We start from the raw sequence: 14795 nt of genomic DNA, 5'->3' as shown, positions 1-14795 counted from the left end.
CGCTCGAAAAGCAGCGCCGCCTTATTACGATAGCGCAATCAGCGCGTCCTGCACGATCGAGATGCCGACCGGCGTGCCGCGCGCCAGTTCGACGCGGCCCGCGACGTCGACGAGCAACGCATCCGGTGCGGCGCCGCTGATCGTCAGGCGCGTGCGCTCGCCGAGAAACGCGCTTGTTTCGACGTGGCCTCGCAGTTGCGCGTGTGCCGGATCGGCGAGAAACGCGTCTTCGGGGCGGAAAAAGATCTCGTGCGCCGAGCGTGCCGGTGTCGCAATTTGCGTGTGCGTCGAAGGCAGCGGCACGGCACCGCCCGTGGTCGTCAACATGTTGCCGCGGCGTTCGCCGGCGACACGGTTGATCGTGCCGACGAACTGCGCGACGGTGCGATTTGCAGGTCGATAGTAGATGTCGCGCGGGGAGCCGATCTGCTCGATACGCCCGGCGCTCATCACGACGATGCGGTCGCCCAGTTCCATCGCTTCGGCCTGATCGTGCGTCACGTACACGGTTGTAATGCCCAGTCTGCGCAGCAGCGTATTCATCTCGCTGCGCAGTGCGTCGCGCAAACGGGCGTCGAGCGCCGTGAGCGGTTCGTCGAGCAGCAGCACGCGCGGCTGCACGGCAAGCGCGCGTGCCAGCGCCACGCGTTGACGCTGTCCGCCGGAGAGCTGGTCGATCGGTTTATCGGCGTGCGCGGTGAGGCGCATCATGTCGAGCAATTCGTCGATGCGCTGCCGCGCTGTCGCCGCGGGCATACGTTTGATTTTCAATCCGTAACCGATGTTGCCGCGCACGGTCAGGTTAGGAAACAGCGCGTAGCTCTGAAACACCATGCCCACCTGACGTTTTTCGATGGGGAGCGCGGTGACGTCGTCGTCGCCGAACGCGATGCGGCCGCCGGCGTCGGGCGTTTCGAGTCCTGCGATCATGCGCAGCGTCGTGGTCTTGCCGCAGCCGGACGGACCGAGCAGCACGAGCGTCTCACCGGCTTCGATATGAAGATCGACCGGTTCCAGCACACGTGTGCCGCGAAACGTCTTCGCGCATTGCGTCAACGTGATGGGAACCGAGCCGGCAACAGAAGCGGACACAGCGGTAGAGGCGAGTTTCATGGTGTCGTGACGGAATTCGAAGCAGAGCCGGCGATGCGTTTTTTCGCCGCGTTGCGCTGGCCGGTCGCATCGACGCCGAGCCATTGCATTGCGACGAGGAGCGGCATCGTCATGATGAAAAAGAGAATCGTGTACGCACTGCCTATTTCGATGCGCATCGACGCGTATGTGTCGGCGAGACCGACCGGCAGCGTTTTCGTATCGGGCGTGTGCAACATCCACGTCAGATTGAATTCGCCAATGGAAAGCGTCAGCACGGCGAGCGCGCCCGCCACGATGCCCGGCCTCGCGTTCGGCAAAACGATGGTCACGAAGCGCTGCATGAAACTCGCGCCGAGACTCGCCGCGCCTTCTTCGAGCGTGCGCAGGTCGCTGCTCGCGCACACTGCGGCAACCGCGCGCACCATGAACGGCAGCGTGAACACCACATGCCCGACGACGATAAACGCCACGCTCATGCGGAACATCGTGAAGCCGCCGTATACCACGAGCAGCGCGAGCGCCGATGCAAGACCGGGCAGTGCAATCGGCAGCACCAGAAATTCTTCGACGACGCGCGAAAGCCGCGTCTTGCTGCGCGCGAGCACGTAGCCTGCGGGAACGCCGGTCAGCAGCGTGATAAGCAACGTGATCGCTGCGACTTCGAGAGACAGGAACACGGAGCCGTGATACTGCGTCCACACTTCGGCGAGCCAGCGCAGCGTGAATCCGCTCGACACACCCTTGAAGTAGTTGACGGTCACGCCGGCGACGATCGACATGACAACCGGCACGATCAGGAACGCGCATAGCAGCAGCGTGACGAGCCATTGGCCCGCCGCGAGCCACGCTCTTGCATCGGGTAGGCTGAGCCGCGTCCGGAGCTTTGCGTCTGTCGGCAAAGAAGAAGTAATGGAATTCATCGGGAGGTTCTGCTTCCGGTTGGGTCCGCGCTGTATCGAATGACGCCGCTCATGCGCTCGCCGCCACGGCTGAGCCGCTCATGCTGCGCGCCAATGCAAGCACCGCCCACGTGACGATGCCGAGCACGATCGAAAGTCCGGCCGCCGTCATCATGTTCGCGTTGAGCGTGAACTCGGTGTAGATGGTCATCGGCAATACGTCGATGTCCGTTGCGAGCGTGAACGCCGTGCCGAATGCGCCCATCGCGGTCGCGAAGCACACCGCGCCCGCCGCGATCAGGCCGGGCGACAGCGCGGGCAACACGATGTCGCGCGTAATGCGCCACGGCGACGCGCCGAGCGAACGCGCGGCTTCTTCGAGCGATGCATCGAGCTTGGTCGCCGACGCCATCACCGTGACGATCACGCGCGGAATCGAGAAGTACAGGTAGCCGAGGAAGAGGCCGCTCATCGAGTAGGCGAACACCCAACGGTCGCCGGTGAGCTTGAGCGACAGCGCACCGATCAAACCTTGCCGTCCCGCGAGCATGATGACCATGAAGCCGACCACTACGCCGGGAAACGCGAGCGGAAACGTCAGCAACGCGAGCAGCGTGCGCTTGAACGCGAACTCGCGACGCGCGAGCAGCAAACCGGCGATCACCGAAAGCACTAACGTAGCCGCCGTGACGGCCGCCGACAACACGATCGTCGCGCCGAGGCTCGACATGTAGCGCGGATTCGTCAGCATCGCGCGATAGGTGGCGAACGCGTGGCCGTCGCCGCTCAGTTGCGCGAGGGCGCCCATCGGCAACAGCCAGAACGCGATGAAGACCGCCAGCGCCGGCGCGATCAGCGCAATGCGCCAGCGCAGTGGGAACGTAATGTCATTCAATGCATCACCTGCAGATAACGCTCGCCGAAGCTCGACTGCTTCTCGGCCATCTTGCCGAAGTCGACGGGTTTTGCGCGTGCGTACTCGCTTGCGGGCAGGAATTTTGCGGCGGTCTGCGCGCTCATCGCATTCGCGCGAACCGGGCGCAGATACGCATCGGCCCAGAGCTTCTGACCTTCGTCGGAGAGCACGAAGTCGAGCACCTTCTTGCCGTTCGCTTCATGCGGCGCGCCCTTCACAAGGCTCATCACGTACGGCACGGAGATCGTGCCTTCCTTCGGAATCACGAATTCGACGTTCGCGTGATCCTTGTATTTCGCGCGGTAGGCGTCGAAATCGTAGTCGAGCAGAATTGGAATTTCACCGGACATGACGCGCGCATACGCGGTCTGCTTCGGCACGATCGGCGCGTTGGCCTTGAGCTTGCGGAACCAGTCGAGGCCCGGTTCGAAGTTATCGAGCGTGCCGCCGAGCGCCTGATTCACCGCGACCGCGCCCGCATAGCCGACGAATGCGCTCGACGGATCGAGATAGCCGACCATGCCTTTGTACTCGGGCTTGAGCAGGTCGGCCCACGAGCGCGGCACGGGCTTGCCTTCGAGCGCGTCCTTGTTGACGAAGAAGCCGAGCGTGCCCGAGTGGATCGTGAACCAGTAGCCTTGCGGGTCTTTCAGGTTCGCGGGAATGTCGTCCCAATGCGCGGGCTTATACGGCTCGACGACGCCCTTGTCTTTCGCCTGGAAAGCCGATGAAACGCCCAGATACACCACGTCCGCCACTGGGCTCTTTTGTTCCGCCATCAACTGCGCGATCGACTGGCCGGAGTTCTTGTTGTCGAACGGCACGCGAATGCCGGTCTTCTGTTGGATCGCCTTGATCTGACTTGCCCAGTCGGCCCACTCGGGCGGGCAGTTGTAGCAGATCGCGGTTTCATCGGCGTGGGCCGTTTGCGAGGTGACGGTGGCAAGCGCGGCGGTCACGAGCGTACCGGCGCACAGCGCGACGGCGGTGGATTGGGCGAGGCGGCGCATCAGCGGCGAAACTGCCGATGCAAGGCGTACGGAAGAGCGGATCACTGCGGTTCTCCTGGAATGGAAGAGAGCGGGTGGTTCAGGTGGATTGTTCAAGGTTGGAGATGAAGGCGCTGGCTGATACGCGTCGCGCCCGCGTCGTTGCGGTTTGAAATTGCGGCGATCGTGGCGCCTTCGCGCAGGCTGTGCGGCAGCGTCAGTGCAAGCGGCGTTTCGCCAAGACCTTCGAAATTTGCGGTGACGCGTGTCAGCAAACGGCGCCACGCGGCACAGCCGATCTCACGGTTCGGCGCGCAGACGCTTGCGAGCGGCGGCGACAGCAGTTCGCCCATTGCGAGACCGTCGAAGCCGAGAATCGACATGTCGCGCGGAATTTGCAGACGCGCGCGGCGCAGGCCACGCATGACGACCATTGCGAGCAGATCGTTACTGCAGAAGAGGGCGCTCGGACGGTTGGGGCCGCTTGTCAGATGCGCGAGCACCGCGGGCGACAGTTGGTCCGCGTTGAAGTCGACCTCAAGCGCGGGTGCGGGCGCGAGGCCGGCTTGCTGCATTGCTTGCGTGTAGCCGAGATGCCGCTGCCGCGCGCGGTCGGATGCAGCGAGCGTGCCGGCGAGCATCAGGATGCGGCGATGGCCGTGCGCAATCAGCATGCGCACGCCTTCGTAGGCGGCGAGACGGTTGTCCACGGACACCGACGGACGCCGCACCGTGTCGTTGTGCATCAGCACATAGAGCAGGCCGTCACGGTCGAGCTCGTCGAGAAGGGGATGAGTGTCGGCGTCGGCGACCGTCAGGATCAGGCCTTCTACGCGATGCTCGCGCAGCGTTTCGATTGCGCGGCGTTCGCGCTCGGCATCGTACTGGGTGGTCATCAGCATGAGCCGGTAGCCTTGCGCGGCTGCGAGTTCGTCGATGCCTTGAAGGCACTCCGCGAACACAGGGTTGGCGAGCGTGGGCACGATCACGCCGATCAGGCGCGTGCGCTCGCCGCGCAGTTGACGGCCGAGCGGGCTGGGGCGGAAGTTGAGCGCGTCGATGGACTGGCGCACCTTGTCGAGCGTGACCGGATTGACGGTGTGCGGCGCGTTGATCGCGCGCGAGACCGTCGCGATGGAAAAGCCCGCGTGCGCAGCGACATCCTTGATTGTCGGGGTCATGATTTCCGCTCGGTTGTAAACGTTTTCAGGAGCGGATTATCGGAAAGGTTTGTGACTTGGCGATGACGTTGGTGTTAGTGGTGGATTGCCTGCTGCGAGGGCGAGCGGGCGCGGTGAAGTGCGGTGCGGGTGTGTTGGCGTTGCCGGTGCGATCGGCGGCGCTGCGGAGGTTTGGCCCGCCATGCGGCCAATGGTAGAATGCGCGTCCACGCGTTTTGACCACCCTCGCCGGGGTGATGAAATTGGTAAACATAGCGGACTTAAAATCCGCCGCCTAACGGCTTGCCGGTTCAAGTCCGGTCCCCGGCACCACGCTGTCTCCCCGCCCTGGCAGTGTGTGAGGTACGATACTCAAACGCCACTCTCACCGATTCAACCACCGCACATCATGCCCGCCGCGAGCGGGCTTTCGCACATTCAGCTATTGAAACTGAGGTGTGAAATGGCAGGTACAGCGCGGCGCCGGGCGGATCGGGCGCGACTCAAACATAAACGGAGGGACTGGTGGGCCGGGAAGCCGAAGAAAACTGACGTACAAATCGGCCGTCTGATCGACACTCCCACCGCATGCAGCTGCTGGATGTGCGGCAATCCGCGGCGCCATCAAAAGGACCGTCTCTCGATCTGGGAGCACCGTTGGTTTCAGGAGGTCGGCGATGAGTCGTAGCAAACGGAAGAATCCGATTCTCGGTAACACAACCGCCGAGACCGAGGCGCCCGGGAAAGCAAAGTGGCACCGCCGACATCGGCGCGAAGAACGCACACGGCTAAGCTCGCAAGGAGAGGACTACGTCGAACGGAGTCATCGAGAACATTCGGATCCATGGTCGATGGAAAAGGATGGGAAGAAGTACTTGGGCGATGCGATCAACTCCAGGCACATGCGCAAGTGAGAGGAAGTGCTCAAGGACGTCGAGCAACGCAGCGTGTCTTTTCCGGTGGTTGAATACCTCAGGAAATTGGCTGATAAGAGCGCGGCTCCGTCCACAGTGGGCGCGCAGAAGACGAGATGTACTTTGCCTGCCGGGCAAGATCACGCCGGTGCTGACAGGTCTCCACAAGCCCGCCGCGCGCGCATCTTTCATGTCTAACCATCCTTAACAGTGCGCCTTTTCGGCTCACCGTATTCTTGCTGGCTGAGAAATCGGGGGATCGCATGAAATATCCGTACGACTTAGTCGCAGGCATCTTGTGTCTCACCATGTCGTTTCTATGCCTAGGTGCGTTACTGCTTGGCTGGCCCAACTCATCGGCTAAGACGCCGCTTCTGGCTCAGAGGTCGGCGCGTCTGAACTCGTCGGGATCACCGCCCATTGCTCGATATACGCCGCGCATGAATTCCGCGCCGGTGCTATCCCACTGTGGCGACCCGAAGGTGAGGTCCTCCGGATTCAACTTTCCCTGAGCGCGGCGCAGTGCGAGCACTGTCGCTGTAAGAATGAACCCGTTCCGTCGACAACTCTGTCAATCGCACGTCAACCCGTCGTTCGCCGCCCACCCCAATCCCAAACTGTGCACAAACCCCACCACGTAAGCACTGCACACACTGGGGAATGCCTGAGCTTGAGCCGCTCCCGCCGCGCGTCGTAGAATCGTCGCACATCGGTTTGGGGGTCCAGCAATGTGCCTGGCTTCTCGTTGCGATTTCAATCGAATAAAACCGGGCCGCCCGGCGCTTTCGCGACCCGTCTTCCGGGTTGATGCGGGCGTTTGCCGCTCGCTCGCCATCGGCTTCGCGCCATGACCCCGCTGATTTCCGTCAAAAAGCTCAGCAAGAGCTTTCCCGGCGTGCGGGCGCTTCACGACGTTCAGTTCGACCTGGTCGAGGGCGAAGTCCACGCGCTGATGGGCGAAAATGGCGCCGGCAAATCGACGCTCATGAAAATCCTTGCAGGCGTCTACACCCGCGATTCCGGCGAGATTCTCCTCGGTGGGCAGCCGGTGGCGTTGCAGAGCCCGCGTGACGCGCAAGCCGCGGGCATCGGCATCATTCATCAGGAACTCCAACTGATGAATCACCTCACGGTCGCCCAGAACATCTTCATCGGCCGCGAGCCTCGCGGGCGCCTTGGCCTCTTTCTCGACGAAGACAAGCTCAACGCACAGGCGCGCGAAATCCTCTCGCGCATGCATGTGAATATCGACCCGCGCGCCACGGTCGGCAACCTCACGGTTGCGAGCCAGCAGATGGTCGAAATCGCCAAGGCTTTATCGTTCGACTCGCGCGTGCTCATCATGGACGAGCCTACCTCGGCGCTCAACGACGCCGAAATCGCCGAGCTTTTTCGCATCATCCGTGAACTGAAGCAGCGCGGCGTCGGCATCGTCTATATCTCGCACAAGATGGACGAGCTCAAGCAGATCGCCGATCGCGTCACCGTACTGCGCGACGGGGAGTACGTGGCCACCGTCGCCGCCGCCGACACGAGCGTCGAGGCGATCATCGGCATGATGGTCGGGCGCACCTTGAGCGACGTCGCGCCCGCGGGGCGCGCTGCGTCGCAAGGCGAGATCGCGCTCGAAGTCAGAAACCTCCACGCCGGCCCGCTCGTGCGGGACGTGAGTTTCACGCTGCGCAAGGGCGAGATATTAGGCTTTGCCGGCCTGATGGGCGCCGGGCGCACGGAGGTCGCGCGAGCCGTGTTCGGCGCCGATCCGGTCGAGTCCGGCCAGATCTTCGTGAAAGGCGCGAAGGCCTCGATCAGAACGCCGAGCGACGCCGTCGCGCATGGCATCGGCTATCTGTCGGAGGACCGTAAGCGCTTTGGGCTCGCCACCGGCATGGATGTGGAATCGAACATCGTCATGTCGAACCTGCGCAATTTCCTGTCGCTGAACTTTTTTCTGCGCCGCGCGCGGATGCGCCGCCGCGCGTCCCACTTCATCAATCTGCTCGCGATTCGCACGCCGTCCGCCGCGCAGGAAGTGCGGCTGCTGTCAGGCGGCAACCAGCAGAAGATCGTGATTGCGAAGTGGCTGGAGCGCGACTGCGACGTGCTGTTCTTCGACGAACCGACGCGCGGCATCGACGTCGGCGCGAAGAGCGAAATCTACAAGCTGCTGCGCTCGCTCGCGGACGAGGGCAAGGCGATCGTGATGATTTCGTCGGAACTGCCGGAGATATTGCGCATGAGCGACCGCGTCGTCGTGATGTGCGAGGGCCGTATTACCGGCGAACTCCCGGCGGAGCAGGCGACCCAGGAGCGCATCATGCATCTGGCCACGCAGCGCCAAACACTGAAAGCGGCGTGAGCCGCGAGAGGACGCTATGACAATGCAACCCGATTCTTCCGCGCTGACCGGCCAGCGGCGCTTAACCGGCCTCAGAGCCCGCATCTTCTCGCCGACTGCGCTGCAGAAGCTGCTTGCCTTCGCGAGCCTGATCCTGTTGCTGGTGTTTTTCAGCTTCGCGTCGCCCGCTTTCATGCAGATGGACAACATCCTCGGCATTCTGCAGGCGACCGCGGTCAACGGAGTCCTCGCGATTGCCTCCACGTTCGTCATCATCACCGGCGGCATCGATCTGTCCGTCGGCACGTTGATGACCTTCACCGCGGTCATTTGCGGCGTGTTTCTCACCTACTGGCATTTGCCGATGTGGCTCGGCGTGCTTGCCGCGATCGGCACGGGCGCGATCTGCGGCACCATTTCGGGCACGCTCACCGCGAAGATGAAGATACCGCCGTTCATCGCGACGCTCGGCATGATGCTGCTGCTCAAGGGGCTCTCGCTTGTCGTGTCGGCCGACAAGCCGATCTATTTCACCGACACCGAAAACTTCTACATGATTTCGCAGGACTCGTTGATCGGTTATCTGGTGCCGAGCCTGCCGATTCCCAACGCAGTGCTGATTCTGTTCTTTCTCGCAATCGTGAGTTCCATCACGCTCAATCGCACCGCGCTTGGCCGCTACACGTTCGCGCTCGGCAGCAACGAAGAAGCGGTGCGGCTTTCGGGCGTGAACGTCGACAGGTGGAAGATCGCCATTTACGGCCTGGGCGGCGCAATTTGCGGCATTGCAGGCTTGCTGATCGCGTCGCGCCTGAATTCGGCGCAGCCGGCGCTCGGCCAGGGTTACGAACTCGAAGCGATTGCGGCCGTGGTGATCGGCGGGACCTCGCTTTCGGGCGGCTCGGGCACGATACTCGGCACCATTATCGGCGCATTCATTATGAGCGTGCTGACCAACGGCTTGCGCATCATGTCCGTTGCTCAGGAATGGCAGATCGTGGTGACTGGCCTCATCATCATTCTTGCCGTCTACGCGGACATCTTGCGACGCAGGAAGAGTTGACGCTCGCGACAGTATCAACAACGGGAGGCGCCACAAGGCTTCCTGAACAGCTGAAGAAGAAGGGTCCACACCTCAGGAGGAGATATTCAATGTTGAATCGCAAACTATTCGGCGCCGTGATAGGTGTCGGCGCGCTCGTCGGCGGCGCGAATCTCGCACACGCGGACGAGGTCTACATCCCGCTGATTTCCAAGGGCTTCCAGCACCAGTTCTGGCAGGCGGTCAAGGCAGGCGCCGAACAGGGCGCGAAGGAACACAAGGTCAGAATCACCTTCGAAGGACCGGAGACGGAAGCCATGGTCGACAAGCAGATCGACATGCTGTCGGCCGCGCTCGCGAAAAAACCGCAGGCGCTCGGCATCGCCGCGCTCGACAGCAAGGCGGCCATTCCGCTGCTGCGAAGAGCGCAGGCTGCGAAGATTCCGGTCATTGCGTTCGACTCCGGCGTGGACAGCGACATTCCGCTCACGACCTGCTCGACCGACAATCTCGCCGCAGCCGCGCTCGCCGCCGACAAGATGGCCGAGGCGATCGGCAATGCAGGCGAAGTCGGCGTCATCGTGCACGATCAGACGAGTCGCACGGGCATCGACCGCCGCGACGGTTTCCTCAACGAAATGAAAAGCAAGCATCCGAACGTCAAGATCGTCTCGGTGCAGTACGGCGGCGGAGACCATCTGAAGTCCGCCGAAATCGCCAAGGCAATGATCCAGGCGAATCCGAACCTGAAGGGAATTTTCGGCGCGAATGAGGGTTCGGCGGAAGGCGCGGCTATCGGCGTCAAGGAGTCGGGCAAGAAGCTCGTGCTGATCGGCTACGACTCCGGCAAGGAGCAGAAAGACGACATCAACTCCGGGTTGATGGCCGGCGCAATCACGCAGAACCCGATCGGGATCGGTAAATGCGTCGTCGATTCCGCGGTGAAAGCGCTCAAGGGCGAGAAGCTGCCGAAGAAAGTCGACACCGGCTTTTACTGGTACGACAAAAGCAACATGAACGATCCGAAGATCGCCGCAGTGCTCTACGATTGATTGATCGTCGCTTAACGAACTGCCGTCGAGGAGCGTGCTCACATGACCACGATTACCACGCTGTCCGTCAGGGACATCCGGTTTCCGACTTCGCGCTCGCTCGACGGCTCCGATGCGATGAACGCCGCGCCCGATTATTCGGCCACTTACGTGACTCTTGAAACCGACGCGCCGCACGCGCTTACCGGTCACGGGCTCACATTTACGATCGGCCGCGGTAACGAGATCTGCGTGAGGGCGGTGGAGGCGCTCGCTCCGCTCGTCGTCGGTAAAACGCTCGAAGAGATTGCTTCGGACATGGGCGCTTTCTGGCGCATGCTGACCTCGGACAGCCAGTTGCGATGGATCGGCCCGGACAAGGGCGCGATCCATCTCGCCACGGCTGCGGTCGTCAACGCGGCGTGGGACCTGTGGGCAAAAGCAGAAGGCAAGCCGGTGTGGAAGCTGCTTGTCGACATGAGCCCGGAAGAACTGGTGCGATGTCTGGACTTCCGCTATGTGACGGACGCGATCACGCCGCATGAAGCCATCGCGATGCTGCATCGTCACGCGGCTACTAGAAGCGAACGCGAGAACGAAATGCTTGCGCACGGCTATCCTGCGTACACGACGTCGGCAGGTTGGCTCGGCTATGACGACGACAAGATTCGACGGCTCGCGCGCGAAGGCGTCGCGCAAGGCTGGACGCATTTCAAGCAGAAGGTCGGCGGCAATCTCGACGAGGACATGCGCCGCGCTCGCATCCTGCGCGAAGAAATCGGCCAGGACCGCAAACTGATGATGGACGCGAATCAGGTGTGGGATGTGGACGAAGCCATCGCGAACATGCGGCGTCTCGCGCAGTTCGACCCTTGGTGGATCGAAGAGCCCACGAGCCCCGACGACATTCTCGGTCACGCGGCGATCCGCCGGCGGCTTGCGCCGATCGGTGTAGCGACGGGCGAGCATTGCCATAATCGCGTGATGTTCAAGCAGTTGCTGCAGGCGCACGCAATCGATTTCTGTCAGGTGGACAGTTGCCGGTTGGGCGGCTTGAACGAAGTGATCGTCGTGCTGCTGATGGCGGCGAAGTTCGGCGTGCCCGTGTGTCCGCACGCGGGCGGCGTTGGCCTATGCGAGTACGTGCAGCATATTTCGCTGTTCGACTACATCTGCGTGTCGGCGTCGCTCGAAAACCGGGTGCTCGAATATGTGGACCACTTGCATGAGCATTTCGTCGATCCTGTCGTGATCCGCAATGGCCGTTATATGCCGCCGCAGCGGGCGGGCTACAGCATTGAAATGCACGCGGCCTCGCTCGACCAGCATGACTTTCCTCACGGTCCCGTTTGGCGCCCTTGAGCGCGTTGCTGGCCTGGCCGTGTAAACTTGGCGTTCAGCGTTCCGCATTTTCAAGCGGCGCTCACGCAAAGCCACGACCATGCATCAACTGAAATACCTGGGCGGCTATCCGCCCGCATTGCTGGAGAAAGTCAAAAAGCTGATTGCCGACGACCAGCTCGGCGCCTATCTCGCCGCGCGCTATCCGAACACGCACGAAGTCCAGACGGATCGCGCGCTCTACACGTACTGCGCGGAATTGAAGCGTGAGCATTTGCGCAGCGCGGAGCAGATCGACAAAGTCACTTACGACAGCAAGCTCGACGTGGTGCGTCACGCGCTGGGCCTGCATACCAGCATCTCGCGCGTGCAAGGTGGCAAGCTCAAGGCGAAGAAGGAAATCCGCATTGCGTCGCTATTCAAAACGGCGGCGCCGGAGTTTCTGAAAATGATCGTCGTGCACGAACTCGCGCATCTGAAAGAGAGCGAGCACAACAAGGCGTTCTACCGCCTCTGCGAGTTCATGCAGCCGGGATACCGCCAGATCGAATTCGACCTGCGGCTTTACCTGACCCATCGCGAGTCGGCGAGGAGTCAGGCTTGATACGTGCCGCGGTTTATTCAAACGAAAGCACGCGGCACGTCATCGTCTTTTCAGGCGGCGACCGCTTCGGCCATTTCGACAGCCGACGCCTTGAGCAACACCGGAATGGACTTTGATGTGGGCGTGCCCGCACCGTCCGCGACCGACGACAGCGGCACGAGCGGATTCGTCTCCGGGTAGTAAGCGCCGAGGCAACCGCGCGGAATGTCGTATTCGACTAGCAGAAAGCCATCTGCGTGACGTTCGATGCCATCGGCCCACACGCTCGTAATATCCACGCGCTGTCCGGCGGCAAACCCGAGCATCGCGATGTCGTCCTTGTTGGCAAACAGCACGCGCCGCTGTCCATACACACCGCGATAACGGTCGTCGAGACCGTAGATCGTCGTGTTGTACTGATCGTGTGAACGCGTCGTCATCAACGTCATCAGGCGCTCGCCGTGTTGCTCGCGCGCGCGATGAATCGGCGTGTCGAGCGCAATCGGATGCACGAGAAACTGCGCCTTGCCGGTGGGCGTTTTCCAGATCCGCTCGCGCGATGCGACGCCCAGGTGAAAGCCGCCCGGGCGCTTGAGTCGCTCGTTGTAATCGTGAAAGCCGTCGATCACTTTCTCGATGCCGTCCCGAATCAGCGAGTAATCCGCGGCGTGCGCGAGCCAATCGACCTTGTCGCTGCCGAGCGTCGCATGCGCCATGCGCGCGACGATCGCAATTTCCGACAGCAGGTTCTCCGACGCCGGTTTGTTCATGCCGTACGAGATGTGCACCATGCTCATCGAGTCTTCGACGCTCACGCCTTGCGCAACGCCGTGCTGCAAGTCGATCTCCGTGCGGCCGAGCGTCGGCAGAATCAGCGCGTCGCGGCCATGCACGAGATGGCTGCGGTTGAGCTTCGTCGTGATATGCACGGTCAGATCGCATGACCGCATGGCTTCCCACGTGCGCGGCGTGTCGGGCGTCGCAATCGAAAAGTTGCCGCCAAGGCCGATGAACACCTTGACCTTGCCATCGAGCATCGCCTGAATCGTATTGACCACGTCGAGCCCATGCTCGCGCGGCGGCTCGAAACGGTAGGCCTCGCCGAGCCGGTCGAGAAACGCCTGCGTCGGCTTCTCTTCGATGCCCACGGTACGGTCGCCCTGCACGTTCGAGTGCCCGCGCACCGGGCACAGGCCCGCGCCGCGCCGGCCGATATTGCCGCGCATCATCATCAGGTTCGACAGCAACTGTACCGTCGGCACCGAGTTCTTGTGCTGCGTGAGGCCCATGCCCCACGTCGAGATCACCGCTCGGCCCTTCACGTAGATGTCGGCGAGCTTCAGCACATCCTCGAACGGCACGCCCGCTTCGGCGACGATGGTCTCCCAGCTTTCCGCGCGCAGATCTTCGGCGAAGGCCTCGAAGCCGACCGTATGTTCGGCAATGAACGCGACGTCGAGCACACGTTCCAGCCCGGAAGCCTGAGCCTCGTCATCCAGTTCGATCACGCGCTTGGCGACGCCCTTGATGAGCGCGAAGTCGCCGCCGACCTTCGGGCGGATGAACACGGAGCTGATCTTCGTGCTGCCCATCGTCAGCATTTCCACTGGATGCTGCGGGCTCGCAAAACGCTCGAGTCCGCGTTCTTTCAGCGGGTTGATCGACACGATCGTCGCGCCGCGCTTTGCGCACTCGCGCAGTTCGCCGAGCATTCGCGGATGGTTGGTGGCGGGGTTCTGGCCGAAGATCAGCAGCGTGTCGGCATGTTCGAAGTCGTCGAGCGTCACCGTGCCCTTGCCGATGCCCACGGTGTGAGGCAGGCCGCGGCTCGTCGCTTCGTGGCACATGTTCGAGCAATCGGGGAAATTGTTGGTGCCGTACATCCGGACGAACAACTGGTACAGGAACGCTGCTTCGTTGCTCGCGCGGCCCGACGTATAGAACGCGGCCTCATTCGGATCGTCGAGGCGCTTCAGATGGCTCGCGATCAGATCGAACGCTTCGTCCCAGCCGATCGGCACGTAGCGGTCGCGCATCGCGTCATAGACGAGCGGGTCGGTCAGGCGCCCGTGCTGCTCCAACTCGAAGTCGGACTGCGTCATCAGTTCCGCGACGGTGTGCTCCGCGAAGAACGCGGGCGTCACGCGCTTGCTGGTTGCCTCGGCGGCCACCGCTTTTACGCCGTTCTCGCAGAACTCGAACGTGGATGCATGCTCACGGTCGGGCCATGCACAGCCCGGGCAGTCGAAGCCGTCCGGCTGATTCTGTTTGAGCAGCGTGCGGTAGTTGCCGCCCGTCACCTTTTCCTTGATCAGGTTGATGGCGACGTATTTGAGCGCGCCCCAGCCGGCTGCCGGATGCTTGTATGGCTCGATGCGAGGTTCGCTGCCGGATTCGCTGCGTGTGTCGGTTTTTTTCATGATGTTGCCGCGCGTGGTCTTGTCATGGCTTTTCGGGCCGATGTTCCAAGACTACTGTGTTCCAATC

At 62.3% G+C, this 14795-nt stretch carries 11 protein-coding genes and 1 tRNA gene; 6 read left to right on the top strand and 6 right to left on the bottom strand.

Going from position 1 to position 14795, the window contains the following annotated elements:
* Positions 1-24: 24 nt before the first annotated feature.
* Genes BCA01S_RS01960 through BCA01S_RS01940 form a run of 5 tightly spaced genes read right to left on the bottom strand, consistent with a single transcriptional unit; the run spans position 25 to position 5080 of the window.
* On the bottom strand, positions 25-1113 hold the full coding sequence (locus tag BCA01S_RS01960; protein WP_027775476.1) for an ABC transporter ATP-binding protein: 1089 nt from the start codon (positions 1111-1113) through the stop codon (positions 25-27).
* Complete coding sequence (locus tag BCA01S_RS01955; protein WP_027775475.1) at positions 1110-2015, bottom strand: ABC transporter permease; 906 nt, start codon at positions 2013-2015, stop codon at positions 1110-1112. Before BCA01S_RS01955 ends, BCA01S_RS01960 begins: the two co-directional genes overlap by 4 nt.
* Positions 2016-2064: 49 nt before the next feature.
* Positions 2065-2889 carry an ABC transporter permease gene (locus BCA01S_RS01950; RefSeq protein ID WP_027775474.1) on the bottom strand — a complete coding sequence of 275 codons (825 nt, stop codon included), beginning with the start codon at positions 2887-2889 and terminating at the stop codon, positions 2065-2067.
* Complete coding sequence (locus BCA01S_RS01945; RefSeq protein WP_027775473.1) at positions 2886-3965, bottom strand: ABC transporter substrate-binding protein; 1080 nt, start codon at positions 3963-3965, stop codon at positions 2886-2888. Before BCA01S_RS01945 ends, BCA01S_RS01950 begins: the two co-directional genes overlap by 4 nt.
* Positions 3966-4012: 47 nt before the next feature.
* Complete coding sequence (locus BCA01S_RS01940; RefSeq protein WP_027775472.1) at positions 4013-5080, bottom strand: LacI family DNA-binding transcriptional regulator; 1068 nt, start codon at positions 5078-5080, stop codon at positions 4013-4015.
* A gap of 227 nt (positions 5081-5307) precedes the next feature.
* On the opposite strand from BCA01S_RS01940, the gene BCA01S_RS01935 reads away from it, so the two are divergent.
* The 6 genes from BCA01S_RS01935 (at position 5308) to BCA01S_RS01895 (ending at position 12329) form a co-directional block, all read left to right on the top strand.
* Positions 5308-5392: transfer RNA gene (locus BCA01S_RS01935), tRNA-Leu, on the top strand.
* Positions 5393-6820: 1428 nt separating this feature from the next.
* Positions 6821-8332 carry a sugar ABC transporter ATP-binding protein gene (locus BCA01S_RS01915; protein ID WP_027775471.1) on the top strand — a complete coding sequence of 504 codons (1512 nt, stop codon included), beginning with the start codon at positions 6821-6823 and terminating at the stop codon, positions 8330-8332.
* 16 nt (positions 8333-8348) lie between these two features.
* A complete protein-coding gene (locus BCA01S_RS01910; protein ID WP_027775470.1) occupies positions 8349-9374 on the top strand; it encodes an ABC transporter permease in 1026 nt (341 codons plus the stop codon).
* 89 nt (positions 9375-9463) lie between these two features.
* Positions 9464-10405, top strand: coding sequence for an ABC transporter substrate-binding protein (locus BCA01S_RS01905; protein ID WP_027775469.1), 942 nt, complete (start codon positions 9464-9466; stop codon positions 10403-10405).
* A 42-nt stretch (positions 10406-10447) separates the two neighbouring features.
* The gene (locus tag BCA01S_RS01900) at positions 10448-11746 is read left to right on the top strand and encodes an L-fuconate dehydratase (protein WP_027775468.1); all 1299 of its coding nucleotides are present in this window, start codon (positions 10448-10450) and stop codon (positions 11744-11746) included.
* 79 nt (positions 11747-11825) lie between these two features.
* Entirely contained in the window at positions 11826-12329 is a 504-nt protein-coding gene (locus tag BCA01S_RS01895) for a M48 metallopeptidase family protein (protein ID WP_027775467.1), read from the top strand.
* A 50-nt stretch (positions 12330-12379) separates the two neighbouring features.
* Here BCA01S_RS01895 and BCA01S_RS01890 read toward each other — a convergent pair whose 3' ends face one another.
* Positions 12380-14728 (bottom strand): FdhF/YdeP family oxidoreductase, encoded by a 2349-nt coding sequence (locus tag BCA01S_RS01890; protein WP_027775466.1) that lies wholly within the window; start codon positions 14726-14728, stop codon positions 12380-12382.
* Positions 14729-14795 lie beyond the last annotated feature (67 nt).

It is taken from the genome of Paraburkholderia caledonica NBRC 102488 (assembly GCF_000685095.1).
GTDB classification, from domain to species: domain Bacteria; phylum Pseudomonadota; class Gammaproteobacteria; order Burkholderiales; family Burkholderiaceae; genus Paraburkholderia; species Paraburkholderia caledonica.
Note: the sequence above shows the minus strand (reverse complement) of the source record. Positions and strands in the feature narration are given on the sequence as shown.